The organism is Kitasatospora sp. NPDC004289, assembly GCF_053602875.1.
Genome location: NZ_JBSGEL010000001.1, coordinates 231,525 through 255,397, shown reverse-complemented (window position 1 = coordinate 255,397; position 23,873 = coordinate 231,525). Strand labels below are relative to the sequence as shown.

The following is a 23,873-nucleotide window of genomic DNA, read 5'->3' as shown; positions in this document are numbered from 1 at the left end:
TTTATCCCACGACAATTCACGCGCCCCGGAAAACGCCGGACACCCCGGGGGGAAAATCTCCCCGGGGTGTCCGGAAAAACATCCGTCAGCCCTCGAAGCCGGTGTCCTTCAGGGCCTTCTCGATCTTCGCGCGGTGCGCCGCCTCCCAGTCGTCCAGGGTCTCGGCGGCCTCCTTCGCGAGCTTGGCCAGGGCTGCGGCCCGCACCTCCTCACGGCGGGCGGCGGGCACCACGACGACACCCTCCTCGTCGGCCACCACGATGTCCCCGGGACCGACCAGAACGCCGCCGCAGCGCACCTCGGTGCCGTGCTCGCCCAGTCCCTCCTTGGTCCCGGGGATCGGGATGACGCCCCGGGCGTACACCGGGAAGCCCGCCTCGCGCGCCTCGGCCACGTCGCGGATCAGCCCGTCCAGGACGAAGCCGGCCACGCCCCGGCGCTGCGCGACGGCGCAGACGTTGCCCCCGGCCAGCGCGTAGTCCAGATCGCCGGACTCGGCCACGATCACCGCGCCGGGCTCGGCCCGGTAAATGGCGGCGTGCAGCATCAGGTTGTCGCCGGGCGGGCACTTCACGGTGAATGCCGGACCGGCCGTCCGCTCCATTCCGGACCAGAGCGGGCGGACACCGATGTCCATGACCTGGGCGCGGCCGAGGACATCGGCCAGCGTGGTCGTCGGAATGTCCTGGAATTCATTGTGCTGAACCATCAGATTGCATCCTTTTCCGGGCTGTAGAGGTGTTGGTCCCAGGTGGTGCCACCGTCGGCGGTCGACAGGACGGTGCCCTCGTCGCCGACGATCCACGACTCCCGCGCGGAGACCACGCGGACGTTCCAGAGCGACACGCCCGAACCGGTGGTGCCGGCCTGCCAGCTGGCGCCGCCGTCGAGCGTGGTCGCGACGGTGTCGCTGCGGCCGACGGCGCGGCCGGTGGTGCCGTCGGGCGAGAAGTGCACGGCGGTGAAGTTCTGCCGGGTGCCCGCGTCCCGGCGCTGCCAGCTGCGGCCGCCGTCCCGGGTGTGCAGCACGGTGCCGCGGTGGCCCACCGCCCAGCAGGTCAGCGGGTCGACGGCGTGCACGTCGATCAGGTCGTCCTCGACGCCGCCGGGCTGGAGCTCCCAGCTCGCGCCGCCGTCCCGGGTGCCGAAGACCTTCCCACCGGTGCCCACGGCCCAGCCGGTCCGGTCGTCGGCGAAGTCGACCGCCCACAGGGCGCCGTCGGGCTCGGGGAGGGCCTGGTGGACCCAGGTGGCGCCGCCGTCGGTGGTGGCGAGCACGGTGGGGCCGTCGCCGACCGCCCAGCCGGTGCGGCCGTCCGGGCGCGCGTGCACCTCCAGCAGGTCCTTGAGGCTGCCGCTGGGCTGCCGCTGCCAGCTCGCACCGCCGTCCCGGGTGACCAGGACGGTGCCGGCCCGGCCCACCGCCCAGGCGGCGTCCCGGCCGGCGGGCGAGACGGAGTACAGGTTGGCGGGGGTGCCGCTCGGCCGGGGCGCCCACCGGGCACCGCGCGAGCCGAGCAGGGTGCCGCCGTCCCCGGCCACCCAGCCGCCGGCGCCCCGGCCGTCCTCGGCGAAGACGTGCAGGCCGTAGAGGTTGCGGCCGGTGGAGGCGACGCCGCTGCGCCAACCGGCGCCCAGGTCCTCGCTGGTGAGCACGGACGAGCCGTCACCCACCACGTGGACCCACGAGCCGTCGGGCGCGGCCCGGACGGCCTTGAGGTTGCCGGCCACCCCGCTCTCCTGCCGGGCCCAGGTGGCACCGCCGTCCGCCGTGGCCAGCACGGTGCCGCCGTCGCCGACCGCCCAGCCGTGCTCGCCGGAGGCGGTGAACGAGACGCCCCACAGGGCGAGTCCGGTACCGCTCTCGCGCCGCTCCCAGTGCGCGCCGCCGTCGACGGTGCGCAGCAGGGCGCCGTCGCGGCCGACCGCCCACACCGTGTCGCCGTCCAGGACGTGAAGGTCCGTCAGGCTGCCCGCCACCGGGGTGCTCTGGTGCTGCCAGCTCGCGCCGCCGTCCTCGGTGGCCAGCACCGTCCCGGCCGCACCGACCACCCAGCCGCGCTTCTCGTCCGCGAAGTCCACCGCGTACAGCGACTCGTCCCCCGGCAGCTGCCGGTGCTGCCAGCTCGCGCCGCCGTCCTCGGTGGCCAGCACCGTCCCGGCCGCACCGACCACCCAGCCGCGCTCCCGGTCGGTGAAGTGCACCGCGTACAGCGTCCGGTCGGTGCCGCCGTCCTGGCGCTGCCAGCTCGCGCCGCCGTCCCCGGTGGCCAGCACCGTCCCGGCCGCACCGACCACCCAGCCGTGCCGCCGGTCCGTCAGGACGTGGGCGCCCCACAGCAGTTCGTCCGTCCCGGTGGCCGGGGCCTGCCAGGTGGCGCCGCCGTCGGCGGTGACGGCGAGCAGGCCGTCCTGCCCCACCGCCCAGGCGGAGGCGCCGGTGCCGTGCACGCCGACCAGGTCCTTGTGGATGCCGCTCAGCTGCGGGGTCCAACCGGACCCGGAGTCGCGGGTGTTGAGGATCGTGCCGCTGTCGCCGACGGCCCAGCCGCGGTCGCCCTCGGGGGCGAAGACCAGCGCGACGAGGTCCTTGGCCGTGCCGGTCGGCAGCACCGCCCAGCTCAGCCCGCCGTCCTCGGAGGCCAGCAGGACTCCGTCGTCGCCCGAGGTGTAGACCCGGCGGCCGTCCGGAGCGGCCCACAGGCCGTACAGGTCGAGGTGGGTCCCGGTCTCGGCCGCGGCCCAGCTCGCTCCGCCGTCGGTGGAGCGCAGCACGGTGCCGCCCCGCCCCGCCGCCCAGACCGCCCCGCCGGGGACGGCGTGGATGCCGCGCAGGTCGACCGTGGTGGTGCTCGGCCGGGCCGCCCAGGTGGCGCCGCCGTCGGTGGTGGTGCGGATGCTGCCGTGCTTGCCGATCACCCAGGCGGTCCGCTCGTCCAGGGCGAAGCACCGGGTGTAGTGGGTCTCCTCGAAGGACTGCGGACTCCAGGTCCGGCCGCCGTCGACGGAGACCAGGATGACGCCGCTGTCGCCGACGGCCCAGCCGACCCGGCCGGAGGGGGCGAAGGAGACTCCGTAGAGGTTGCGGTCGGTGCCGGTCTCCCGCCGCTCCCAGTGCGCACCGCCGTCGACGGTGTGCAGCAGGGTGCCGTCGCGCCCCGCGATCCAGCCGGTCCGGGTGTCCGCGAAGCAGACCGCCCGCAGGTCCTTGTCCGTCTCCCCCTGGGCGTGCCAGCTGCGGCCGCCGTCGGCGGTCGCCAGGATCATGCCGCCGTCCCCGGCGGCCCAGGCGTGCGCGTCGTCCACCCGGCAGACGCCCTGGAGGTTCACGCTCCGCGGAGCGATGTTGCAGATCATCATCTTCACCTTGTCGAACGGGAATCGTGGGGAACGGCGGTCAGCCGGCGGCAATCGGCTCGGAAGCCGGCTCGGCGGCGGGCCGGCGCCGGGCCCCGACCGCGACGACCAGCGGCATGGCGGCCCCGAGCACGGCGAACGCGGCGCCCAGCACGAGCCACCCGTCCGCGCCGTGCTCCAGCACCAGCCAGGCGAACAGCGCCGGGGCGAAGGTCTTGCCGATGTCGGCGCCCATCTTGTAGGTGCCCTGGTACTGCCCCTGGGCGTGGTCGGGCGCGAGGTCGAAGGCGATGGTCCAACTGCCCGCGGCCTGCCGGATCTCGCCCCAGGCGTGCAGCAGCGCACCGGCCAGCAGCAGCGTCACCGCGAGCGGCCAGCCGCTCCCGCCACTCAGCGCGAACAGCAGGCAGGCGGCCGCCACCGAGAGGGCGCCCTGCCGGCTGGCCCGGGCCGCCGAGCGCAGGTCGTCGGTGCCCCGGGCCACCTTGGTCTGGAAGGCCACCACGAAGCAGGTGTTGGTCAGCAGGATCACCGCGCTCATCCAGCCCGGCGCACCGGTGTGCTTCAACACCCAGAGCGGGAGCACCACTTCGAGCAGCAGGGTGTGCATGGTGAGCAGTCCGTCCAGCACCGTGAAGGCGAGGAACGGGACGTCGCGCAGCACCGCGAAGGCCGAGCCGGCCGAGGCGGGCACCGGCGGCACCGGCGCCTCCCGCAGGGTGAGCAGACCGGTGGCCAGGAAGCAGACCGCGGTGAACAGCACGGCGGCGTGGTAGCCCGTCGGGGAACCCCAGGCGATCACCAGGCCGGAGAGGCAGGCTCCGATCGAGATGCTGACGTTGAGCCCGGCCCGGATGGCGGCCATCACCATGACCCGTTCGCCCTTCGGCACCACCGCCGCGATCATCGCCTTCCGGGCGTTGTTGCCCGAGCGGTAGGCGATCGCCTGCACCACGGAGACCGCCAGGTACGCCCAGAAGCCGTCCACCAGGAGCAGCGCGGCGGTCAGCGGGGCCAGCGCCAGGAAGGACCAGAGCTGCACGGTGCGCGGCCCGATCCGGTCGGCCATCGCACCCAGCGGGATGCTGAGCAGCAGCACGACGGCGGCCGAGGCCCCGACGCTGATGCCGAGCTGAGCAGGTGTCAGGTGCACCTGGGTCACGGCGTAGATGGCACTGATCGCCATCCACAGCCCCTGCCCCAGGCTCATCACCATGGTGACGTAGGCGAGCAGCCGGGCGGGGCCGGCCGGCGGGAGGATTCGGGTCAACACGGGTAGGTCTCCTGTCGGGTCAAGCCGCCCCGCCAGGGCCCGCGCACCTCAGCGGCACGGGGGCGGGGTACTGCGAGGGGTGTCGTCACGTGGGCGGCGGCCCGGGCGTGGGCCGGGGCGGGAGCAGGGGCGTGGGCCGGGGCGGCCGCCGGCGCCGGGGTCCGGTCGGGCAGGTCGTGCCGCCCCGCCAGCCACTCCTGGGCCCGGACCTTGGCGGTCATCGCCGGGGCCCGCAGGGTGCGTTCGCGCCGCTCGGCCCGGATCCGCTTGTCCGGACGGGCCCGGTAGCACCGGCGGGCCCAGGGCGCGCCCGGCCGGCTCAGCCGGGCCGCCCCGAGGAGCAGCAGCGGCGGGCAGAACACCCCGGCCAGGCCGGTCCAGTACTTGCCCTTGAGCACGGTGACCACGGCGAGCGGCAACCAGCCGAGCAGGTAGGGGAGTTGACCACCCACCAGGCCCGGCCCGAGCAGCGGCCGGGCGGCCAGCGCCAGCGCCACGCAGACCGCGTCCAGCGAGACCCGCCCGCGCGCGGTCCAGTACACGTCCTCCAGGTGCAGGATGAGCGCGAACTCGTCCAGCACCAGCCCGGTGCCGGCCCCGAACGCCGCCGCGAGGGCCACCCGCCCGGCACCGTCCGGCACGACCAGGCCGGCGACTCCGGCAGCCACCATCAGCACCACGCCGAACACCACGTGGTGCACGTGCAGCCCGCCGAGGCGGACGTTGCCCGGCCACCAGCGCACCCCGGCCCGGATCAGCCGGGTACTCACCCGGATCCCGGCGAACCCGACGGACAGCCCCGCCACGAACGCGGCCAGCGCCGCCCGGCCCGCCTCAGACACCGGAGTACAGGTGCTCGGGGCGGCCGCTGCTGCCGTACCGCAGCGTCAGGCTCACCGTGCGGGTGTGCTCCAGGAACTTGAGGTACCGCTGCGCCGTGGACCGGCTGATCCCCGCCCGCTCCGACACCTCCTGGGCGGAGACCGGCCGGTCCGTCTGGGTGACGATCCGTCGGATCAGCTCGACGGTGCGCTCGGTGACGCCCTTGGGCAGCACGGACGGCGCGGACGGCACGGCGGCCGCCGGAGCTCGGAGCGCGCCGAGCGCGCGGTCCAGCCCGGCCTGGTCCAGCAGCGGACCGGCCAGCAGCTGCCGCAGCCGGGCGTACGCCGCCAACTTCTCGGCCAGCTCCGGCAGTTCGAGCGGCTTCAGCAGGTAGTGCAGCACCCCGGCCCGCAGCGCCTCCCGCACCGAGGCCGGCCTCCGGTCCGCCGACAGCACGATCAGGTCCAGGTCCCGCCCCTGCTCCCGCAGCCGCCGGGTCAGCGCGCAGCCGCTCCCGTCGGGCAGGTGCTGGTCCAGCAGGACCAGGTCGATCCCGCCGCGCTCCACCGCGGCCAGCGCCCCCGCCGCGCTGTGCGCGACGGCCGCGACCCGGAATCCCGGCACCTGCGCCACGTGACGGGCGTTGATCCGCGCCGCGCAGGGGTCGTCGTCCACCACGAGTACGTCGATCACGCCGCCCACCCCTCGAACCGGCTGCCGGGCCGGCCTGTCCCCTCCGACAGGCCGGCCCGGCCGTCGCACCGCCCGTGGTCCCGGACGCGCGGCTGAGCGGCGGTCGCGCGGCGACGGGACGAGGGGCGGGGCGAGGTCCGTGGAGAAAGCGGTTGCCGGGTCACGTGCAACGACCTTTCTGAGCGTGCTTCAGGGCCCGGCGGCTCCGGTCGGGAGCACGGCGGCGGGTCCGGTGGTGCGGGAAGGCCTCCGGCGAGGCGGGGCGCGGCGCCTCCGGCGAGGCACGGCGCGGCGCCACGCGGCGCCAGGTGGCGCTAGGCGGGCGGCAGGTAGCGGCTGCGGATCAGCGGCGAGGCGCGGTGGCAGCGCTGGAGCAGCCGGCCGACCCGCCCCTCGGGGCTGCCGCCGAACCGGTCGGCCCGCCGCAGGAAGAACAGGATGACCACCCGTTCCAGCAGCACGCGGACGCTCGCGTGCTCGATGCCGTCCTCGGGGAGGGCATGGGCCCAGAGCGCCCCGACGAGCTCCGAGGCCTCACCGACGGAGGTCGGCTCCCCGGACTCCTGGCGCACCAGGCTGGCGTAGACGATGTCCACCCGGGTCCTAGCCCCACTGGGCGTTGTCGAGGGACAGGACGACCGTCTGCGGCGCGGACGCCTCGGCGGCGAGCTGCGCCGACGCGGCCGTCGGCGCGGGGGCGGCCGCTTCGGCACCCACGACGCCGACGGAGAGCGCGAGGGCGGAGGCGGCGACGAGGGCGGCGGCGGCACGGGCGAGGCGGATGCGGTTCATGGGTCGGTGTCTTCCTGGTCCTGTGATCTCGACCGCGTGGTCCTCGACCTCGCGGTCTCCGGTGTCACGGTCCTTCCGGCGGGGCCGCCCGGGCTGTCCCCCGGTCGGCAGGCCCTCAGCTTCACCCGGGGAGCACGGCCACCGGAACCGCTTTCGGCGGCACGAAGCGGCCGCGCAACTTGCTGCCATGTAGTCATGCTCACTTCAAACACCTTCGGCCATTCCCCCCACCCGTACACTCACCCCGGTGGCAATGCACTTCATACGAACCAATTCCGATCCCACCGCCTCCCACCTGCGGCGGAGGCCACACCCGTCAGACCTTGAGGCAGCGCCGAGGAGATGTAACGATGTGGCCGGATCAGGTGCTGCGGGGGGCCGCACCACGTACGGGGGAACCATGCTCGAAGCGCTCGGCCTGACCGCGACCGCGGTCGCCGTCTACCAAGCCATGCTCGACCGGCCGGACCACGGGGTCGAGGAACTGGCCGCCGACTGCTCGCTGAGCCCGGGCCAGGTGCACGACTGCCTGGACGAGCTGGCCGGCCTGATGCTGGTCCGGGCCTCCAACGAACGGCCGGGCACCCTCTGCGCGGTCATCCCCGAGATCGGCCTGGCCGACGTGCTCGCCCGCCAGGAGGCCGAGCTGGCGGCCCGTCAGGCCCAGCTCGCCGCCTCCCGGGCCGCGCTCACCCAGATGGTCGCCGAGCGCGCGGGCTCCCGGCCCGCCATGGGCGAGCGGCTCTGGGGCATGGACGCCATCCAGCACCGCATCGAACTGCTCGCCCGCCGGATGACCTTCGAGTGCCTGGGCGTCCACCCCGGAGCCAGCCACCGCCCCGAGGACCTCGCCGCCGCCCGGGTGGCCGACACCGAGCCGCTGTCCCGCGGCGTCAGCATGCGGACGCTCTACCAGGACACCACCCGGAACGACCCGCACACCACCGCGCACGCGCACTGGCTGCTCAGCCGGGGCAGCGAGGTGAGGACCGCCCCGGTGCTCCCGCACCGTCTGGTGATCTTCGACCGGGCCGCGGCCATCGTCCCGATCGACCCGGCCGACAGCCGGGTCGGCGCCCTGCACGTCACCGAGCCCGGCATCGTCACCGCCCTGGTCGACCTCTTCGAACAGGCCTGGTCCACCGCCGTCCCGCTCGGCGCCACCCTCACCCAGGACCCGGCCACCGGCCTGACCACCATCGAGCGCGAACTGCTCCGCCTGCTCGGCGGCGGCCTGACCGACGAGGCCGCCGGCACCCGCCTCGGCATCTCCGTCCGCACCGTCCGCCGCCACATGGCCTCGATCATGGAGCGCCTCAACGCCAGCAGCCGCTTCGAGGCCGGCATCAAGGCCGGCCAGAAGGGCTGGCTCTGAACCGGCCCGCCAAGACGGTGGCATCCGACTCCGACGGCACGGTGAGACACTCCTGACCGGCCATCAGGCCGCGCTCCGCAGGCCGTAGTCCCCTCACGACGCCCGTCGCCGCGGCCGCGTGAAGAGGAATCCGGCCCGGGGCGTAGTAAGGGTGTGACGACACTCTTGAGACGGCTGCAGGGGCAGCGCGTGGCTGCGGCGCCCGACCGTGCCGACGGTGCTCCGCGCGCCCACGAACCGCCCGACGCCGGGCCGTCGGCCCACCCGTTGGCCGACCCCGAGGACTTCGCGCTGGCCTACGACAGGTTCCTCCCGGACGTCCACCGGTACGTGGCGGCCAGGATCGGACCCGATGCCGCGGACGACGTGACGGCCGAGGTGTTCCTGACCGCGTTCCGCGAGCGGCTGCGGTTCGACCCCGCGCGCGGGGAGGTCCGTCCCTGGTTGTTCGGCATCGCGACCAACCACCTGGCCCGGCACGGCCGTGCCGAGAGCCGACGCTACGCCCGGATGCGCCGTGGCGACGGGGCCGCCCTGCCGCGGGCCGAGGACGGCGACGCCCGCTTCGAGGACGCGGCCCTCGCCAAGGTCGCCGCGCAACGTCTGCGGCCGGAGCTTGCCGGAGCCCTGGCCAGCCTGAAGCGGGCCGACCGCGACGTCCTGCTGCTGGTGGCGGTCGCGGGGCTCAGCTACGCCGAGGTCGCCCAGGCCCTCGGTGTCCCGGCGGGCACCGTCGGCTCCCGGCTCAACCGTGCCCGCGCCGCGGTCCGCCGGACCCTCGGAGCGGTCCTCGGCCCGGCCCTCGACCCGAAGGAGTAGGCACGCATGGACCAGACGAACGCCCCCCTCGACCCGCTCGACGCCCCCGCGCTGAACGCGATCCTCAGGGAGGCCCTCGCCGAACGCGGACCGGACCCGCACACCGCCGCCCGCACCAGGGCCGCCCTGCTGCGGCAGCCCGCCACGGGCCCCGGGCCCCGTCGCGCACCACGCCGGATCCGGTTCGGCGCCCTGCCCACCCGCCTGTCCACCGGCCTGGCCGTCGGCCTGGTCGCGGCCGCCGCGTTCGCCGTCCTGCCCGGCACCACCGGTGACCGCGGCGGCGAGATCGGCGGTACGGCCTCGGCCCCGGACGGCCGGGACGTCCTGCTGGCCGCCGCGACCGTCGCCGCCCACGACTCCGCACCCGGAGGCCGGTTCTGGCAGACCAGCACCATCCAGTACTCGCCGCCGTTGCAGGTCGTCGGCGGCTACCGGGTCACCGACCGCACCCTGAACTCCCTCTGGGTCTCCGCCGACGGGGCCGAGCGCTACTCGGGCCGCACCCCGCTCGGCGCCGGGCCCGCGGGTCCGGCCGACGAGGTGGCCTGGCGCGCCGCCGGATCACCCGACACCTTCACGGTCCCGGCCGACGGCGAGGGGGGCGAGGCCCGACTCGGCACCCGGGCCGGGCCGCTGACCGTCCATCAGGTGCCGAGCACGGTGCCGCCCCTGCTGCCGCTGGGGGGCTGCGTCCTCACCCCGGGCCAGGCGGCCGAACTCCCCCAGGACGAACGGGGCCTGGAGGCGAGGCTGAGCTCCTGCGCGGGCACGGTCACGCCCGGCCCGACGCTCCGCAGCAGCCTGGTGGACCTGCTGACCGTCTGGCCGACCTCACCCGGCACCCGGGCGGCCGGACTCCGTCTGCTGGCCGGGCAGGGCGGCGTCACCGACCTCGGCCCGACCACCGACCCGCTCGGACGCCCCGGCGAGAAGCTGTCGCTGGCCAACGACCCCGGCACCCCACCGACCGTCCTGGTCCTCGACACCACCACCGGTCAGGTCCTCTCCTCCCAGCACAAGGCGGTCGCCACCGGCTGGGCCGGAGCGGTCGTGCTCGGCGGCCGGTGGACCGACGCACCGACCCCCGGGACGAACGGCTGACCCCGGGCACCGCTCCACCCCGCCACCCCCCCACTCCTTCGCCCCTGCACCCCTTCACGACAGAGGAGAAGCATGAACACCCGCGTACGCCACGCCCTGACGGCACTCCTGACCGCTGCGGCCATCGCCGCCTCCGGCGCCTGGACCGCGACTCCGGCCCACGCCGGCACCGCCGCCGGCCTCCGTACCTCCGAGCTCCGGGCGGTGGCCTCGGTGCCGGACCTGGTCTGGCCGCCGACCGGTGCGGTCCGGCCGTCCCTGTCCGCCGACGCGCTGCGCCGGTCCGGCGCGAGGATGAGCGCCCACCTCGACCGGTTCTTCCCGCTCCTCGTCCCGACGGCCCGGGCGGTCAGCTGGGCGCCCTGGGGCGGGGAGATCGGCGGTGTCGTCGAGGACGGCCAGGACTACCTGATCACGCAGTCCCGCCACACCGACCCCCTCGGCCGCACCGGCGTCGCCGTCGAGGTCTTCGCCCCCGCCGCGTTCGGCTGGGGACCGCGCGAGCTCTGCGCCCTGCCCGACACCGCCTGCAGCGCCTACACCCTGCCCGACCGGTCGACCCTGGTGGTCCAGGACAGCTGGTTCACCTCCGGCGCGGGCGTCAACCGGCTCCGGGCCGCCGTGCACTACCGCAACGACGGTTCGCTGACCCGGGTGACGGGATACAACTACGACCCGAACTTCGACGCCCACTGGGACCCCACCGTCCGCCCCGACATCAACCTCACCACTTGGCAGCTCGCCGCCCTGGCCGTCGACCCGGCCCTCACCGTCTGAGCAACGGACCTCTGCCCCCGGGTGCACCCCGCGGGGCGCCGGTCGTCGTGGGGCCCGCGCCGCCGCTGCGGTGCGGGCCCCACGACGGTTCAGAGGTCGAGCGGTGCCAGGCCGGCCGTCCGCTGCTCGCGCAGCGGGCGGACGGCGAGGCGGAGCAGGGGCAGCGGGTTGTCGTCACCCGCCGTCCGGTTGGCGCTCAACTCGCCGCAGGACAGGCACTGGTGGATGATCAGCCACTCCCCGTCCGGGCGGACGGAGAGGCCGAGGGGCTCCATCCGGCCCCGGCAGTCCGAGGCGCGGTCGCCGGGGATCCGGCGGTCGACGTGGAGACTGGCGAGGCAGTTGGGGCAGTGGTTGCGGTGGGCGGTGCCGGGGGCGTCCAGGGAGACGTCCAGGCGGCAGGAGACGCACCGGAAGTCGTGCGCCCGGTGCCCGCTGCCGAGGCCGTGCAGGACGTCCTTGTGGCGCTGCGGGCGGTGCTGCTGCCGGCGGTCGGCGTTGCTGCGTCGTGGCATGACCGTCCCCTCCTCAGAGCGCGCCGAACGCTTCGAGCGGGAACGGGGGTTGGGCCAACGGCCGGACCGCCGTCCGCATCAGGATCAGCTGGTTGTCGTCCGGACGGACCGGATTGGACGTCAGCTCGTCGCAGCGCACGCAGCGGTGGACGACCATCCAGTCGCCGGTGCGCAGGACGGCGATGGCGATCGGCGTCATCCGGCCGTGGCACTCGCTCGGGCCGCCCTCGACCTGGTCGAGGACGTGCCGGGACTGCAGGCAGGACGGGCAGTGGTTCCGCCGCGCGCCGTCGGGCGCGAAGGTGGTGACGGTGAGACCGCACCAGGCGCAGTCGAAGGTGGCGGTCTTCATGGTGGTGGAGACGGTGTGGCTGGACACCCGGGGTGCTCCTTGCTGAGAAGGCTTCACTGACAGCAAGAGCAGGCCGAGCGGCCTCGACAGGGGAACCCCGTCCGGCGATCGCCGCCCTCAGGAGGGCGACGGAGAACGGGAGTTACGCGTTACCGCGAGGCGCACTCGGCGCGGTCCGGGTCATACACTTCCCTGCCTTCCGGCCACCGTGGCCACTGGACGTCCCTGACGGAGCGGTCACGCTAACAACCGCCGCCTCCGCGTCGCCACCGATTTACCCCGGACGTGATGTCCGGATCTGACGGGGAATCGTCATTGCCGCCATCGGCGGCCCGCCCCAGGATGGAGGCATGTCCACTCCGCACGCTCCCCGGCCGCCGCACCGCGTCGTCATCGCGGTCTTCCCGGACGTCGACCTGCTCGACGTGACCGGCCCGGCCGAGGTGTTCGCGCTGGCGAACCGGGAGACCGCCGGGCGGGCCGGGTACCGGGTCGAGCTGGCCGGGCCCGAGCCGGGCGAGGTACGGACCTCCGCGGGGGTGAGGCTGGCCACCGACCTGGCGTTCGCCGAGGTCGGTGGCCGGGTGGACACGCTGCTGGTGCCGGGGGCGGTCGAGATGACCGCCGACGGGCCGGTGGCGCTGAACGATCCCCGGGTGGTGGCCTGGGTGCGGGAGACCGCGCCGCGGGCCGGGCGGGTGGCCTCGGTCTGCGTCGGCGCGCACGTGCTGGCCGAGGCCGGGCTGCTGGACGGGCTGACGGCGACCACGCACTGGTCCACCGCCGCCCAGCTGGCCGCCGACCACCCGGAGGTGACGGTCGATCCGGACCCGATCTTCGTCCGGACCGACCGGGGGAGGATCTGGACCGGCGCCGGGATCAGCGCCTGCCTGGACCTCACCCTGGCCCTGGTGGCCGAGGACCAGGGCGAGGAGGTCGCGCTCGCGGTGGCCCGGCAGCTGGTGATGTACCTGAAGCGGCAGGGCGGCCAGAGCCAGTTCTCGGTGCCGCTCTCCCGGCCGGCCTCGGCCCGCCGGGACATCGACGAGCTGCGCCTGTGGATCGCCGACCACCTGGACGGGGACCTGTCCGCCGCCGCGCTGGCGGGCCGGATGTGCCTGAGCGAGCGTCACTTCGCCCGGGTCTTCCGGCAGCAGACCGGCACCAGCCCGGCCGACTACGTGCAGGCCGCCCGGGTGGAGGCCGCCCGCCGGCTGCTGGAGGGCACCGACGAACCGCTGGAACGGGTCTCCTCGGCCGCCGGCTTCGGTTCGGCCGAGAGCCTGCACCGGGCGTTCCGCCGCCAGCTGGCCACCACCCCGGCCGCCTACCGCCGCCGCTTCCGCACCGACTAGACCGCCCCACCGGCCGACCGACCCACCGGGACCGCTGCGTCCCCGGCATGCCCCTTTTCTCACGGAAAGTCAGGAATCACCCATGACCACCACCACTGCCTCCGCCACCCTCCGCGACGTCAGCGGCCTGGACAGCACCCCGCCCCGCCTGAGCGAGTCCGTCCTGGTCCTGATCGACTACCAGAACACCTACCGCACCGGCGTGATGGCGCTCGACGGCGCCGAGGAGGCCGTCGCGGCCGGCGCCCGCCTGCTGGCCCGGGCCCGGGAGCTGGGCACGCCCGTGGTCCACGTCGTGAACGACGGCGGCGAGGGCACCCCGTACGACATCCGCGCCGAGATCGGTGCGATCAGCCCGGAGCTCGCCCCGGTGGCGGGCGAGGCGGTGGTGGTCAAGCAGGTGCCGAACGCCTTCCACGGCACCGGGCTGGAGCAGGTGCTGCGCGGGCTCGGGGTCGCCCCCGAGGACGGCAGGGACCTGGTGCTGGCCGGGTTCATGACCCACATGTGCGTCAGCTTCACCGCCCAGGGCGCGTTCAACCTCGGCTACCGCCCCACCGTGGTCGCCGAGGCCAGTGCGACCCGGGCGCTGCCGGGCCCGGACGGCCGGGTGGTCCCGGCCGCCGTGCTGCACACCGCCGCCCTGACCACCGTCGCCGACCTGTTCGGCACCGTGGTCCCGACCGTCGACGCGCTCCCCGCCTGAGGCGGCGTGCCGGTCTACCGTGCGGCCGTGGCAGCCGCGCGGTAGACCGGGTCCTCGGCCAGATCGGCCAGCAGGGCGTCCAGCTTGGCCCGGTCCACCGAGGGCATCAGGAAGACGTGCACGTAGTCCCGCCGGGAGGACGGATCGCCGGGAGTGGTGAGCAGGCTCTCGCAGGAGAGCGACCACTTGGCCACCGCCTCCGGCCCGGGCCGGCGGAACCGCACCGTCACCGCGCCGGGCGTCCGCGCCGTCCACAGCTCGGCACCCAGCTCCCGCTCCAGCTCGCCGAGCCGGCCCTCCAGGTAGCCCGCCAGCTCCTGGGACCGGCGGATCCGGTCCACCTGGTCCTGGTGGGAGTGCCGGGAGAGGTGGTCCCAGAGCACCAGCGGGGAGAAGCCGTTGCGCGAGCCGGCGAAGGTGGAGTCGGGCGCGCCGATGTACTCGGGCCGGGTGGGCGGCTCCAGCTGGTACTTGGTCCGGGTCATGAAGACCCCGCAGGGCCACGGCACCCCGGCCCACTTGTGGCCGCTCAACGCGATCGAGGAGACGAAGTCCAGCTCGCCGTGGCCGGCGGTGGGCAGCCGCAGCCCGAAGTCGAACTCCGGCAGGTCCTGCTCGGGCCGCCAGCCGTACGTCTCCGGGTCGGCCGCCGCCATCCGCAGGAAGGGGGCGTACCCGCCGCCGAGCGCGCCGTCCACGTGGATCCAGAAGCCCCGGCGGACGGAGCCGTCCGGCAGGTGACGCTCCATCAGGCCGTACCGCTCGAACACCGGCAGCAGGAGCTCACCGGCGGCGCGGACGTCGTCGTGCGCGCCCTTGAAGGTGCTGCCCAGGTTGAAGTTGACGAAGACCGGGTGCCCCTTGGCGGCGAAGAACTCGACCAGCACGGCGAGCGCCCGCGGGTCCATCGCGCCGGGCCCGTCCCAGGAGTGGCCGGAGGGGCCGGCCAGCGAGGGCACCTCGGCGGGCCAGGCGCCGCCGAGCGGGCACTCGTCCGGGTAGAGCTCGGCACCGACGGCGGCGAAGGTGGCGACGCCGAGCACCCGGACGGCCTTGGCGAAGGAGTAGTGGGTGTCCTCGGAGTAGAACGCGACGGGCTGCGGCGCGCCGGGGACGGTGAGGTAGTCCCGGGCGTTCCACAGGGCGTACATGTTCCCCTCGGTGGAGCCCATCGAGAGCATGTAGCCCCAGTACGAGTCCGGGTCCTCCCGGTCGTACGGGCGGCCCGCACGCCAGAGCTTGGCGTAGTAGTCGAGCACCGCGCGCTCGACCACCTTGGTGTTGGGCTTGTAGCCGCCGCTCTGGAACGGATCGCCGAGGTTGTTGATGTTGCTCAGCATGAACCGGGCCAGGTCGAGCGCGCTGCCCGCCATCGACTGCGTCGCCTGGTAGCCCACCAGGTGCTGCCGCTTGCGGGTCAGGTAGTCGTCCATCGCGTCGAGCGCCCGCAGGCGCTCCGCGTCGGGCAGCCCGGCGGCCGGGATCTCGAAGTCGCGGAGCTCCGGCTCGGGGTCGGGACCGGTCGAGGGGTGCCGGGTGACGGCGGGGCTGCTCATGGAGCCAGGATGAGTTTTCCGATGATCCAACGAAAGCGATCCGAACAATATTCGGAATCCGGCCGTGGGAGCTTGCGGATCGACCGTCCGGGCCGGGAGCCTGGGGGGCGTGCCGAATTATCGTCAGCCCGCCCGGGGCCCCGTGGACGAGCTCGACCAGGCGATCCTGCGGGTCCTGGTGGAGAACGCCCGCACCCCCAACAACGCCCTCGCCGAGGCCGTCGGGATCGCCCCCTCGACCTGCCTGGCCCGGGTCCGCTCGCTCCGCGAGCGCGGCATCATCAAGGGGTTCCGGACCGAGGTCGACCCGGCCGCGATCGGCCTGCCGCTGCAGGCGATGATCTCCGTCCGGCTGCGGGCGCACACCCGCGAGCAGAACGAGAGCTTCCGCACCACCGCCCCCGAACTCCCCGGCGTGCTGGCCGTCTTCCACATGGCCGGCTCCGACGACTACCTGCTGCACGTCGGCGTCGCGGGCCCCGAGGGCCTGCGCGACTTCGTGGTCGACCACCTCACCACCCACCCGGCGGTGGCCCAGACCCGCACCAACCTGATCTTCGAACAGATACCGGGCCGCCACTACCTCACCCCGGAGGGCTGACCGCGCCGGAGGACCGACCGTCCGTCAGCCCTCCGGCCCGGCGTGGGTCAGGCGACCCAGAACGAGTAGTAGTACGAGTCGAGTTGCAGGCCGTCCGCGAGCACGGGGGTGACGTTCAGCCCCTGCAGGTCGCTGTACTCCGGCGCCCAGTCCAGCCGGGCGGTGCCGTCCGCGGCGGCCGGGACGGTCACCGGCGGGCGGCCGTCGAAGGTGCACAGGTAGCTCGTCACGCCCGGCACCTTCGGGGCGAGGAAGAAGGTGCCGGTCACACCCACGCCACCGCCGAAGTCGTTCTCGGGGTAGACCTGCGAGGTCACCGTGGGGGTGGTGTCCGTGGCCGGGCTGGTCCACTGGTTCTGGTTGCTCACCCAGCCGTTGGCGCTGGTGCTGGAGACCGAGAGGCGGGTGATGAGCTGACCGTTCAGCGGGAGGTGCACGATCGCGTTGCCGGTGGCGGAGGGCTTGACGGTCTGCTTGCGGGTGCCGCGGCCGTCGTAGATCTCCACCGAGTACTCCGTCACCCGCGCCTCCGGCGGCAGGTCGGGGTTGGCCGTGATCTTGAACGGCACCGTCTCGCCCCACTGCGGATCGGCCACCAGCTGCCGGATCTGCGGCGCGGTCGAGTTGACGTAGAAGCTGTACTCGGAGGTGGCGGCCGAACGGGTCCAGGTGCGGTCGAGGCTGGCCACCGTGAGGCGCATCGGCCCCGAGCCGTGCGGCGGGAGCAGCCGCACCGTGGTCGGCCGGCCGGGCCCGGCCGCGCGGACCAGGTAGCTCGTGGAGGTCTCGTAGGAGTCGATCGGGGTCGGGATCCCGCGCTCGCCGATCCGGAAGCCCCCCACGACGGGCAGCGACCCGACCCAGCTGAACTGGTACCCGGCCACGTCGTCCACCCCGGCGGGGTCGAGCGTGATCTCGACCGGGAGGCCGCCCGGGGACCAGGTGTCCGCCGGGTAGTTCGAGGAGCTGATCACCGGCGGCGCGGCCGGCCGGGTGTTGTCCACCACGAAGTGGCAGGGCGCCGTCCAGGCGGAGGACTCCCCGCCCGCCACCGTGCGCGACCGCCAGGCGTAGGTCTGACCCTCCGTCAGCGCCTCGGGCTGCACCACGACAGAGCCCTCGCGACCGTTCGGCACCGTACCGCTGACCAGGGTGGTGGTCCGGGCCGGGTCGGCGACCGGCCAGTACTCGAACTCCTCACCGAGGTACCGCAGCTCGGCCGTGTCGGGATGGCTCGGGATGCCCATCAGGGAGACCCCGCTCCGGGCGTTGAGCCAGGTGGCCGCGGCCGGGTCGGCGGCACAGGCCCGGTTGCCGGAGTACAGGTCGGTGGGTACGGCGGGCGCACCGGTGGCCGCGCCGGCCGGACCGGCGGTGGTCAGCCCGAGGACGAGCGCGCCCAGCGCGGCGAGCGTGGAGCGGACCCGCGGGCCCGGAGTGGATCGCATCTGTTCCCCCATCGTTCGGTGCCGCCCGGCGGTGCACCTGTGTGCCCCCGCATACGAACGGCGAGCGGCAGGCTAGCGGAGATCACCGACGGCGTCGTGCGATTTCGCTCCGTCATATGTCCCGTTATGGTCGGTTTCTGGTGGACCGTGACCGAAAGGGAGAGCAATGGCGCTGCACGAGGTGCGGGAGCACGGGGCGTACGACGGGGCCACGGACGTGTTCGCCTCGGCACTGAGCGAGCACGTGCTGCCCAAGCACCACATGCCCGCCGAGCACTCCCGGCCCGAGGTGGTCTACGCCCTGCTCCACAACGAGCTGCTGCTGGACGGCAACGCCGCGCAGAACCTGGCCACCTTCTGCACCACCTGGACCGACGACGAGGTGCGGCGGCTGATGGCCGAGTGCCTCGACAAGAACATGATCGACAAGGACGAGTACCCGCAGACCGCCGAGATCGAGTCGCGCTGCGTCAACATCCTGGGCGATCTCTGGCACGCCCCGGCCGGCGCCGACGGCACCGCCGTCGGCTGCTCCACCACCGGTTCCAGCGAGGCCGCCATGCTGGGCGGGCTGGCGCTGAAGTGGCGCTGGCGGGAGCGCCGCCGCCGGGAGGGCAAGCCCACCGACCGGCCGAACCTGGTGGCCGGACCGGTGCAGGTCTGCTGGGAGAAGTTCGCCCGGTACTTCGACGTGGAGCTGCGCCAGGTGCCGCTGGAGCCCGGTGCCACCGGTCTGCGGCCGCACCAGCTGCGCGAGTACGTCGACGAGAACACCATCGGCGTGGTGGCGATCATGGGCGTCACGTACACCTGCGACTACGAGCCGGTGGCCGAGATCGCCGCCGAGCTGGACCGGATCCAGGCCGAGACCGGCCTCGACGTGCCGGTCCACGTGGACGCGGCGAGCGGCGGCTTCGTCGCGCCGTTCCTCCACCCGGACCTGGTCTGGGACTTCCGGCTGCCCCGGGTCGCCTCGATCAACGCCTCCGGGCACAAGTACGGCCTGGCCCCGCTCGGCGTCGGCTGGGCCGTCTGGCGGACCGCCGACCTCCTCCCGGAGGAGCTCGTCTTCCGGGTCTCCTACCTGGGCGGCGACATGCCGACCTTCGCGCTCAACTTCTCCCGCCCGGGCGGCGGGGTGGTCGCGCAGTACTACACCTTCCTGCGGCTGGGCCGGGGCGGCTACCGCCGGGTCCAGCGGGCCTGCGCCGAGACCGCCCGCCACCTGGCCGGGGAGATCACCGCCATGGGCCCGTTCACCCTGCTGTACGACGGCACCGGGGCGCTGCCGGCCGTCTCGTACACGCTCACCGACCCCGAGGGCGCCGGCTTCACCCTCTACGACCTCTCCGACCAACTGCGGATGCGCGGCTGGCAGGTGCCCTCCTACCCGCTGCCGGCGGACCGTCAGGAGACGGTGATCCAGCGGGTGCTGGTCCGCCACGGCATCGGACGGGACGAGATCGAACTGCTCGCCCGGGACATCCGTGCCGCCGTGGCCCGGCTCACCGAGGGCGCCCCGGCCGAGACCGACCGCAGCGGCTTCCGCCACTGACACCGCCGCACGGCCGAGCGCGAACGGCCGTCGACGCACGGCCACCGACGAACGGCCACCGGCGAACGGCCACCGGCGAACGCACGCCGACGGACGGGCGCGGTCAGCGCCGCAGCGCCGGCCAGCGGCGCCCGACCGCCTCGGCGAAGCGCCGCCGCCTCCCCCAGGGGGCGGTCGGGAGGCCCGCGGCGGTGACCAGGGAGCGCAGGTGGGCCTCCGTCAGGGCCCGGTCGAAGGAGACGTACCCGCCCGGTGCCGGGTCCGGCCGGCAGCTCTCCCGCAGCGCGGGCGGGACCAGCCGCGACCCGGTGACGGCGGCGTGGCTCGCCCGGTAGCGGAGCCGGTCGCCCGCCGCCCCCACCACCGTCAGGTCGCTGCCGACCGGGTCCTGGTACCAGCGGCCGCCGAGCCGGGCGAGGAAGAGCAGCACGTGGTCACCGGGCTCCGGCGCGTGCTGCGCCCAACCGGCCGAGCGCCCGACGAACTCGAAGGACTCCCCCGGGCGCAGCCCGAACTCCCGCGTGGAGTACACCTCCTGGACCACCGCCCGGAGCCGCTGCGGCCCCGTCCGCCCGAGCACCCGGACCCGCACCAGGTCGTGCTGCCGCAGCCGCTCCGCCAGGAACGCCGTCTCCGTCATGCCGTCACCGTAGACCCTGGTCCCGGTGCGGACGGAAGACGATGACCAGCACCCGGAGGGCGAGCGCCGAGGCGACCACCAGCAGGCAGTAGCCGAGGAACTGGTGGACGGTGATCCGGCCGTCCAGGGTGGGCCCGCCCTCGACGCCGACCAGCAGGGCGGCCATCACTCCCGAGGTGGCGGCGAGCACGGTGAGCAGGACCTGGTGGAGCAGGCCGGTGACCGTGCGCCGGTCCCGTTCGTCGGCGAGCAGGCGGACGTTGACGCCGAAGCGGCCGCCCTCCATCGCTCCGGCTATCCGGTCCAGCCGCCGCGGCAGCCGCCGCAGCATCGGCAGCAGCGCGAGCAGTTCGTCGCCCGCGGCCTCCCTGAGCGAGGCCGGGCGGAGCGCCTCGGCGAGGTGCCGCTCCCCGAACGAGCGGGTCTCGGCGACCAGGTCGAAGCCCGGGGCGAGCTGGCCGAGGCCACCCTCCAGGGTGCCCAGGGCACGGAAGACGGCGGCGAACTCCGGTGGGACGGTGAGCCGGTGGCGGGCGACCAGCCGGAACAGCGCGGCGAAGAGCTGGACGTCGGGGGCGGCGCCGGGGCCCAGGTGCCGGGCCATGAAGGCGCCGAGGTCGCGCTCCAGCGCCGCCTCGTCCAGCCCGTCGGGGCGGGTGGTCACCTCCAGCAGCGCGTCGGTCATCCCGACCGGGTCGGCCTGGTTCAGCGCGACCGTCAACCGCCCCAGCGCGGCGCGCAGTTCGCGGTCCAGGCGGCCGACCGAGCCGAAGTCCAGCAGGCCGAGGGAGCCGTCGGTGAGCAGCAGCACGTTGCCCGGATGCGGGTCGGCGTGGAAGACCCCGTCCAGGGTGATCTGCCGCAGCACCGCCTCCAGCAGCTGCCGGGCCAGCACCCGGCGGTCCAGGCCCGCCTGCTCGATCAGCGGCCCGGCCTTGGCCAGCGGAGTCCCGGTCAGCCGCTCCATCACCAACACCCGCTCGCCGCACAGGTCCTGGTACGGACGCGGCACCCGCACCGGCCCGGGCTCCCCGCCGTCGCGGGCGTCGGCAGCGGCGGCCACCGCGGTCATGTTCCGCGCCTCCACACGGAAGTCCAGCTCCTCGCGCAGTGCCGTGGCGAAGCCCTCGGCCAGCGCGGCCACCCCGATCGACCGCCCCCAGCCGCCGCGGCGGTCGACGGTCCTGGCCAGCCGCCCGACGATCTCCAGATCGCGCTCGACGGTCGCGGCCGTCCCCGGACGCCGGACCTTGACCACCACCTCCTCCCCGGTGCGCAGCCGGGCGGTGTGCGCCTGGGCCACCGAGGCGGAGGCGAGCGGCTCGCGGTCGAACGCGGCGAACACCTCCTCCACGGGGGCGCCCAGTTCGGCCCGCAGCACCGGCTCCAGCTCCGCCCACGGGACGGGCGCGGCACCGTCCTGGAGCCGGGCCAGCTCCTCGACGAAGGCCGGCGGCAGCAGGTCACGGCGGGTGGAGAGCACCTGGCCGAGCTTCACGAAGGTCACGCCGCCCTGCTCCAGCGCGCTGCTCAGCGCCCGGGCCAGCCGGGCCTGGTCGGCCGGCCCCGAGGCCCGGCCCCGGCCGCGCAGCTCGGGGCCGAGGCCGTTGCGCACCAGGATGCGGGTGAACTGCCAGTACCGGCGGGTGCGTTGGACCCGGGACCGCAGGCCGCGGAGCAGGCCGAGCGGCGTGGTGCCGCCGGCCGGCACGAAGGCCTCCCAGAGCACCAGCACGATCATCGCGATCAGCAGCGCCACGGCCCAGCCGAGCCCGACGTAGAGCACCGCCAGGCCCGGCCTGCGCTCCGGGTCGACCCGGCCCAGCAGCCCGTTGATCACGGGGCCGGCCGCGAACTGGCCGACCGTACCGGCGATCACCGTCCGCAGCAGCGAGAACCGGGTGTCGAGCAGCCGCCTGGCCCCGGAGGCCAGCAGGGCCGTGTTGACCGCGACGCCCACGACGACGGCGGCCAGGAAGGTGAAGGTCATGGGGCCACTTCACCACCGACGATCTGAGAGATCATCAGATTTTGCGAGGAGCGTACGACCGACGGCCGCCGCCGGGCTCAGGCCTCGGCGCCGGCCGCGTCCAGGGCCGCCGTGACCCTGGCCAACTGGGCGTGCAGGGTCGCGAGTTCGGAGACCGGGAGGCCGGTGGCGGCCAGGATCCGGCGCGGCACCCCGGCGGCCTCGGCGCGCAGCTCCGCACCGGCCTCGGTGAGGCTGACGACGACCGAGCGCTCGTCCTCCGGGCTGCGCTCGCGACGGATCAGGCCGGCCGCCTCCAGGCGCTTGAGCAGCGGGGAGAGGGTGCCCGAGTCGAGGCGCAGGTGCTCGCCGATCCGCTTGACCGGCAGCGCGCCCTGCTCCCAGAGCACCAGCATCACCAGGTACTGGGGGTAGGTGATCCCGAGGTCCTTGAGGATCACCCGGTAGACGCCGTTGAAGGCGCGCGAGGCGGCGTGCAGCGAGAAGCAGATCTGGCTGTCGAGCCGGAGGAAGTCCTCGTCCGGCAGCTCGGTGGGCGGCGTGGTCATGGGTCCAGGGTAGCGCCACCCCACGCTATTCAGTTGCGCACAATTTAATTGCGTGCTCTACTTGAGCCCGTCAGGAGGACCGCCGGACCCCACCGGCGGCACAGACCGAAGGGAACGTCGACATGAGCGCGCTCTACACCGCCGTGGCCACCGCGAACGGCCGGGAGGGCCGGGCCGTCAGCTCCGACGGTCAGCTGGACCTCGCCCTGGCCATGCCGCCGGCCCTCGGCGGCTCCGGTGAGGGCACCAACCCCGAGCAGCTGTTCGCCGCCGGTTACGCCGCCTGCTTCGCCAGCGCCCTCGGCCTGGTCGGCCGCCAGGCCAAGGTCGACACCGGCGACGTCTCGGTGACCGCCGAGGTCGGCATCGGCAAGGACGACTCCGGCTTCGGCCTCTCCGTCGTCCTGCGCGTCGAGCTGCCCGAGGCCCTCGACAACGAGACCGGCCACCTGCTGGTCAAGCAGGCCCACGAGGTCTGCCCCTACTCCAAGGCCACCCGCGGCAACATCCCGGTCGAGCTCGTCGTCGAGTGACCGACCCGCAGCCGCCGCAGGCCCGGACCGCCCCCGCGGTCCGGGCCTGCGGCGTGCCGCTCACTCCCCCGCCCGCAGCTCCTCCACCGCCCGGGAGAGGCTGGCCGCGGCGTGGCCGGCGTCCAGCTGACGGAGGAACAGCTCCTGCAGCGGGGCGAGCAGGCCGGCCGGCACGCCCTGCCGCTCGGTGGCACGGAGGATGTTGCCGAGGCCGGTGGCGTTGATCGCGATGTTGGAGGTCTCGGTGGTGTAGTCCCGGGAGTCCATCTCGGCCGCGAAGTGCGGCAGGGCCGGCAGCAGCGCCGTCAGCCAGCGCACCAGCTGCGTGGTCACCTCGACCGCCGACAGGCCCGCCGACCAGCCCAGCGCCACCGCCTGGAAGTGCCCGGCGAACATCCCGTACATCCCGCTGAGCAGGGCGACGTCCTGGAGCAGCGCCAGCCCCGGGTCCTCGCCCAGGTGCCTCGGCTCGCCGAGCAGGGCCAGCAGCTCGTGGTGCTCCCGGTACGCCTCCGGGGAGCCGCTGAAGAACAGGAAGGCCTCGGGGGTGCCGACCGTCTGCGGCACCGCCATCACCGCACCGTCCAGGTAGCGGACCCCGCTCCGCTCGGCCCAGGCCGCGAAGGCACGGGCCTGCTCGGGGGTGCCGCTGGTCAGGTTGGCCACGGTCCGCCCGGCGAGCTCCTCGGCCAGCGGTTCGAGCACGCCGTGCACCGTCGGGTAGTCCAGCAGCGCGACCACCACCAGCTCGGCGGCGGCGACCGCCTCCGCGGCGGACCCGGCCCGGACGGCGCCCTGCTCGACGAGCTTCGCCGCCTTCTCCGGCGAACGGTTCCAGACGGTGACGGAGTGACCCGCCGTCAGCAGGGTGGCGGCCAGGGCCTGGCCGAGGTTGCCGAGGCCGAGCACGGTGACGTTGGTCATGGGAGTACCTCCGGTACGGGCGAGCGGCCGTTCCGTTCGCTGCCCCCACCGTCGCCGCCCGCACTGCCGGTCCACTGTCGGTCCGCTGTTGCTGCAGGCCCGGACGGTGTGGCCGGGGGCGCGAGGAACTGCGCG

General features: G+C 74.4%; 24 protein-coding genes. 9 read left to right on the top strand and 15 right to left on the bottom strand.

Going from position 1 to position 23,873, the window contains the following annotated elements; all coding sequences use genetic code 11:
• Nucleotides 1–85: 85 nt before the first annotated feature.
• The 7 genes from ACWEPF_RS01165 to ACWEPF_RS01135 all read right to left on the bottom strand — a co-directional run bounded on the left by ACWEPF_RS01165 (nucleotide 86) and on the right by ACWEPF_RS01135 (nucleotide 6,940).
• The gene (locus ACWEPF_RS01165; RefSeq protein WP_452170895.1) at nucleotides 86–709 is read right to left on the bottom strand and encodes an RraA family protein; all 624 of its coding nucleotides are present in this window, start codon (nucleotides 707–709) and stop codon (nucleotides 86–88) included.
• Nucleotides 709–3,357 (bottom strand): YCF48-related protein, encoded by a 2,649-nt coding sequence (locus ACWEPF_RS01160; protein WP_452170894.1) that lies wholly within the window; start codon nucleotides 3,355–3,357, stop codon nucleotides 709–711. The genes ACWEPF_RS01165 and ACWEPF_RS01160 overlap by 1 nt, the downstream gene beginning before the upstream one ends.
• A 40-nt stretch (nucleotides 3,358–3,397) precedes the next feature.
• A complete protein-coding gene (locus ACWEPF_RS01155) occupies nucleotides 3,398–4,630 on the bottom strand; it encodes an MFS transporter (protein ID WP_452170893.1) in 1,233 nt (410 codons plus the stop codon).
• A complete protein-coding gene (locus ACWEPF_RS01150) occupies nucleotides 4,624–5,472 on the bottom strand; it encodes a hypothetical protein (protein ID WP_452170892.1) in 849 nt (282 codons plus the stop codon). The genes ACWEPF_RS01155 and ACWEPF_RS01150 overlap by 7 nt, the downstream gene beginning before the upstream one ends.
• Nucleotides 5,465–6,148 carry a response regulator gene (locus tag ACWEPF_RS01145; RefSeq protein ID WP_452170891.1) on the bottom strand — a complete coding sequence of 228 codons (684 nt, stop codon included), beginning with the start codon at nucleotides 6,146–6,148 and terminating at the stop codon, nucleotides 5,465–5,467. Before ACWEPF_RS01145 ends, ACWEPF_RS01150 begins: the two co-directional genes overlap by 8 nt.
• Before the next feature lie 314 nt (nucleotides 6,149–6,462).
• A complete protein-coding gene (locus ACWEPF_RS01140; protein ID WP_345287061.1) occupies nucleotides 6,463–6,744 on the bottom strand; it encodes a hypothetical protein in 282 nt (93 codons plus the stop codon).
• Between the two features lie 7 nt (nucleotides 6,745–6,751).
• Nucleotides 6,752–6,940 (bottom strand): hypothetical protein, encoded by a 189-nt coding sequence (locus ACWEPF_RS01135; protein ID WP_345287063.1) that lies wholly within the window; start codon nucleotides 6,938–6,940, stop codon nucleotides 6,752–6,754.
• Between the two features lie 400 nt (nucleotides 6,941–7,340).
• On the opposite strand from ACWEPF_RS01135, the gene ACWEPF_RS01130 reads away from it, so the two are divergent.
• The 4 genes from ACWEPF_RS01130 (at nucleotide 7,341) to ACWEPF_RS01115 (ending at nucleotide 11,015) form a co-directional block, all read left to right on the top strand.
• Nucleotides 7,341–8,315 carry a helix-turn-helix transcriptional regulator gene (locus ACWEPF_RS01130; RefSeq protein WP_345287065.1) on the top strand — a complete coding sequence of 325 codons (975 nt, stop codon included), beginning with the start codon at nucleotides 7,341–7,343 and terminating at the stop codon, nucleotides 8,313–8,315.
• Between the two features lie 189 nt (nucleotides 8,316–8,504).
• The gene (locus tag ACWEPF_RS01125; protein ID WP_452170890.1) at nucleotides 8,505–9,134 is read left to right on the top strand and encodes an RNA polymerase sigma factor; all 630 of its coding nucleotides are present in this window, start codon (nucleotides 8,505–8,507) and stop codon (nucleotides 9,132–9,134) included.
• Between the two features lie 6 nt (nucleotides 9,135–9,140).
• Complete coding sequence (locus ACWEPF_RS01120) at nucleotides 9,141–10,238, top strand: CU044_5270 family protein (protein ID WP_452170889.1); 1,098 nt, start codon at nucleotides 9,141–9,143, stop codon at nucleotides 10,236–10,238.
• 72 nt (nucleotides 10,239–10,310) lie between these two features.
• The gene (locus tag ACWEPF_RS01115; protein ID WP_452170888.1) at nucleotides 10,311–11,015 is read left to right on the top strand and encodes a hypothetical protein; all 705 of its coding nucleotides are present in this window, start codon (nucleotides 10,311–10,313) and stop codon (nucleotides 11,013–11,015) included.
• Between the two features lie 89 nt (nucleotides 11,016–11,104).
• On the opposite strand, the gene ACWEPF_RS01110 is transcribed toward ACWEPF_RS01115, so the two are convergent.
• Together ACWEPF_RS01110 and ACWEPF_RS01105 are read right to left on the bottom strand one after the other, a co-directional pair.
• A complete protein-coding gene (locus tag ACWEPF_RS01110; protein ID WP_345287067.1) occupies nucleotides 11,105–11,530 on the bottom strand; it encodes an RNHCP domain-containing protein in 426 nt (141 codons plus the stop codon).
• A 13-nt stretch (nucleotides 11,531–11,543) separates the two neighbouring features.
• Nucleotides 11,544–11,882, bottom strand: coding sequence for an RNHCP domain-containing protein (locus ACWEPF_RS01105; protein WP_345287269.1), 339 nt, complete (start codon nucleotides 11,880–11,882; stop codon nucleotides 11,544–11,546).
• A gap of 350 nt (nucleotides 11,883–12,232) precedes the next feature.
• Between ACWEPF_RS01105 and ACWEPF_RS01100 the strand changes: the two genes are divergently transcribed.
• On the top strand, nucleotides 12,233–13,237 hold the full coding sequence (locus ACWEPF_RS01100; RefSeq protein WP_345287069.1) for a GlxA family transcriptional regulator: 1,005 nt from the start codon (nucleotides 12,233–12,235) through the stop codon (nucleotides 13,235–13,237).
• An 82-nt stretch (nucleotides 13,238–13,319) separates the two neighbouring features.
• Entirely contained in the window at nucleotides 13,320–13,943 is a 624-nt protein-coding gene (locus ACWEPF_RS01095) for an isochorismatase family protein (RefSeq protein WP_452170887.1), read from the top strand.
• A gap of 14 nt (nucleotides 13,944–13,957) precedes the next feature.
• Here the strand turns inward: ACWEPF_RS01095 and ACWEPF_RS01090 are convergent, their stop codons facing one another.
• Nucleotides 13,958–15,499 carry a pyridoxal-dependent decarboxylase gene (locus ACWEPF_RS01090; RefSeq protein ID WP_452170886.1) on the bottom strand — a complete coding sequence of 514 codons (1,542 nt, stop codon included), beginning with the start codon at nucleotides 15,497–15,499 and terminating at the stop codon, nucleotides 13,958–13,960.
• Nucleotides 15,500–15,608: 109 nt separating this feature from the next.
• Between ACWEPF_RS01090 and ACWEPF_RS01085 the strand changes: the two genes are divergently transcribed.
• Nucleotides 15,609–16,100 carry an Lrp/AsnC family transcriptional regulator gene (locus ACWEPF_RS01085; protein WP_345287075.1) on the top strand — a complete coding sequence of 164 codons (492 nt, stop codon included), beginning with the start codon at nucleotides 15,609–15,611 and terminating at the stop codon, nucleotides 16,098–16,100.
• Between the two features lie 47 nt (nucleotides 16,101–16,147).
• Here the strand turns inward: ACWEPF_RS01085 and ACWEPF_RS01080 are convergent, their stop codons facing one another.
• Nucleotides 16,148–17,548, bottom strand: coding sequence for a hypothetical protein (locus ACWEPF_RS01080; protein WP_452170885.1), 1,401 nt, complete (start codon nucleotides 17,546–17,548; stop codon nucleotides 16,148–16,150).
• Nucleotides 17,549–17,714: 166 nt separating this feature from the next.
• Between ACWEPF_RS01080 and ACWEPF_RS01075 the strand changes: the two genes are divergently transcribed.
• On the top strand, nucleotides 17,715–19,103 hold the full coding sequence (locus ACWEPF_RS01075; protein ID WP_452170884.1) for a glutamate decarboxylase: 1,389 nt from the start codon (nucleotides 17,715–17,717) through the stop codon (nucleotides 19,101–19,103).
• Nucleotides 19,104–19,206: 103 nt separating this feature from the next.
• Here ACWEPF_RS01075 and ACWEPF_RS01070 read toward each other — a convergent pair whose 3' ends face one another.
• The 3 genes from ACWEPF_RS01070 to ACWEPF_RS01060 form a co-directional block, all read right to left on the bottom strand.
• The gene (locus ACWEPF_RS01070; RefSeq protein WP_452170883.1) at nucleotides 19,207–19,743 is read right to left on the bottom strand and encodes a hypothetical protein; all 537 of its coding nucleotides are present in this window, start codon (nucleotides 19,741–19,743) and stop codon (nucleotides 19,207–19,209) included.
• Between the two features lie 4 nt (nucleotides 19,744–19,747).
• The gene (locus ACWEPF_RS01065; RefSeq protein ID WP_452170882.1) at nucleotides 19,748–21,733 is read right to left on the bottom strand and encodes an ABC1 kinase family protein; all 1,986 of its coding nucleotides are present in this window, start codon (nucleotides 21,731–21,733) and stop codon (nucleotides 19,748–19,750) included.
• A 77-nt stretch (nucleotides 21,734–21,810) separates the two neighbouring features.
• Nucleotides 21,811–22,281, bottom strand: coding sequence for a MarR family winged helix-turn-helix transcriptional regulator (locus ACWEPF_RS01060; protein ID WP_345287083.1), 471 nt, complete (start codon nucleotides 22,279–22,281; stop codon nucleotides 21,811–21,813).
• A gap of 122 nt (nucleotides 22,282–22,403) precedes the next feature.
• Between ACWEPF_RS01060 and ACWEPF_RS01055 the strand changes: the two genes are divergently transcribed.
• Nucleotides 22,404–22,814 (top strand): organic hydroperoxide resistance protein, encoded by a 411-nt coding sequence (locus tag ACWEPF_RS01055; RefSeq protein ID WP_345287085.1) that lies wholly within the window; start codon nucleotides 22,404–22,406, stop codon nucleotides 22,812–22,814.
• Nucleotides 22,815–22,874: 60 nt separating this feature from the next.
• Here the strand turns inward: ACWEPF_RS01055 and ACWEPF_RS01050 are convergent, their stop codons facing one another.
• Nucleotides 22,875–23,813, bottom strand: a complete 939-nt coding sequence (locus ACWEPF_RS01050; protein WP_452170881.1) for an NAD(P)-dependent oxidoreductase — start codon at nucleotides 23,811–23,813, stop codon at nucleotides 22,875–22,877.
• Between the last annotated feature and the right edge of the window lie 60 nt (nucleotides 23,814–23,873).

Coding starts and splice junctions, on each gene's coding strand:
- ACWEPF_RS01165 (WP_452170895.1), bottom strand. CDS start 709: ATGGTTCAGCACAATGAATTCCAGGACATTCCGACGACCACGCTGGCC.
- ACWEPF_RS01160 (WP_452170894.1), bottom strand. CDS start 3,357: ATGATCTGCAACATCGCTCCGCGGAGCGTGAACCTCCAGGGCGTCTGC.
- ACWEPF_RS01135 (WP_345287063.1), bottom strand. CDS start 6,940: ATGAACCGCATCCGCCTCGCCCGTGCCGCCGCCGCCCTCGTCGCCGCC.
- ACWEPF_RS01130 (WP_345287065.1), top strand. CDS start 7,341: ATGCTCGAAGCGCTCGGCCTGACCGCGACCGCGGTCGCCGTCTACCAA.
- ACWEPF_RS01120 (WP_452170889.1), top strand. CDS start 9,141: ATGGACCAGACGAACGCCCCCCTCGACCCGCTCGACGCCCCCGCGCTG.
- ACWEPF_RS01115 (WP_452170888.1), top strand. CDS start 10,311: ATGAACACCCGCGTACGCCACGCCCTGACGGCACTCCTGACCGCTGCG.
- ACWEPF_RS01110 (WP_345287067.1), bottom strand. CDS start 11,530: ATGCCACGACGCAGCAACGCCGACCGCCGGCAGCAGCACCGCCCGCAG.
- ACWEPF_RS01105 (WP_345287269.1), bottom strand. CDS start 11,882: ATGAAGACCGCCACCTTCGACTGCGCCTGGTGCGGTCTCACCGTCACC.
- ACWEPF_RS01100 (WP_345287069.1), top strand. CDS start 12,233: ATGTCCACTCCGCACGCTCCCCGGCCGCCGCACCGCGTCGTCATCGCG.
- ACWEPF_RS01095 (WP_452170887.1), top strand. CDS start 13,320: ATGACCACCACCACTGCCTCCGCCACCCTCCGCGACGTCAGCGGCCTG.
- ACWEPF_RS01090 (WP_452170886.1), bottom strand. CDS start 15,499: ATGAGCAGCCCCGCCGTCACCCGGCACCCCTCGACCGGTCCCGACCCC.
- ACWEPF_RS01080 (WP_452170885.1), bottom strand. CDS start 17,548: ATGCGATCCACTCCGGGCCCGCGGGTCCGCTCCACGCTCGCCGCGCTG.
- ACWEPF_RS01075 (WP_452170884.1), top strand. CDS start 17,715: ATGGCGCTGCACGAGGTGCGGGAGCACGGGGCGTACGACGGGGCCACG.
- ACWEPF_RS01070 (WP_452170883.1), bottom strand. CDS start 19,743: ATGACGGAGACGGCGTTCCTGGCGGAGCGGCTGCGGCAGCACGACCTG.
- ACWEPF_RS01065 (WP_452170882.1), bottom strand. CDS start 21,733: ATGACCTTCACCTTCCTGGCCGCCGTCGTCGTGGGCGTCGCGGTCAAC.
- ACWEPF_RS01060 (WP_345287083.1), bottom strand. CDS start 22,281: ATGACCACGCCGCCCACCGAGCTGCCGGACGAGGACTTCCTCCGGCTC.
- ACWEPF_RS01055 (WP_345287085.1), top strand. CDS start 22,404: ATGAGCGCGCTCTACACCGCCGTGGCCACCGCGAACGGCCGGGAGGGC.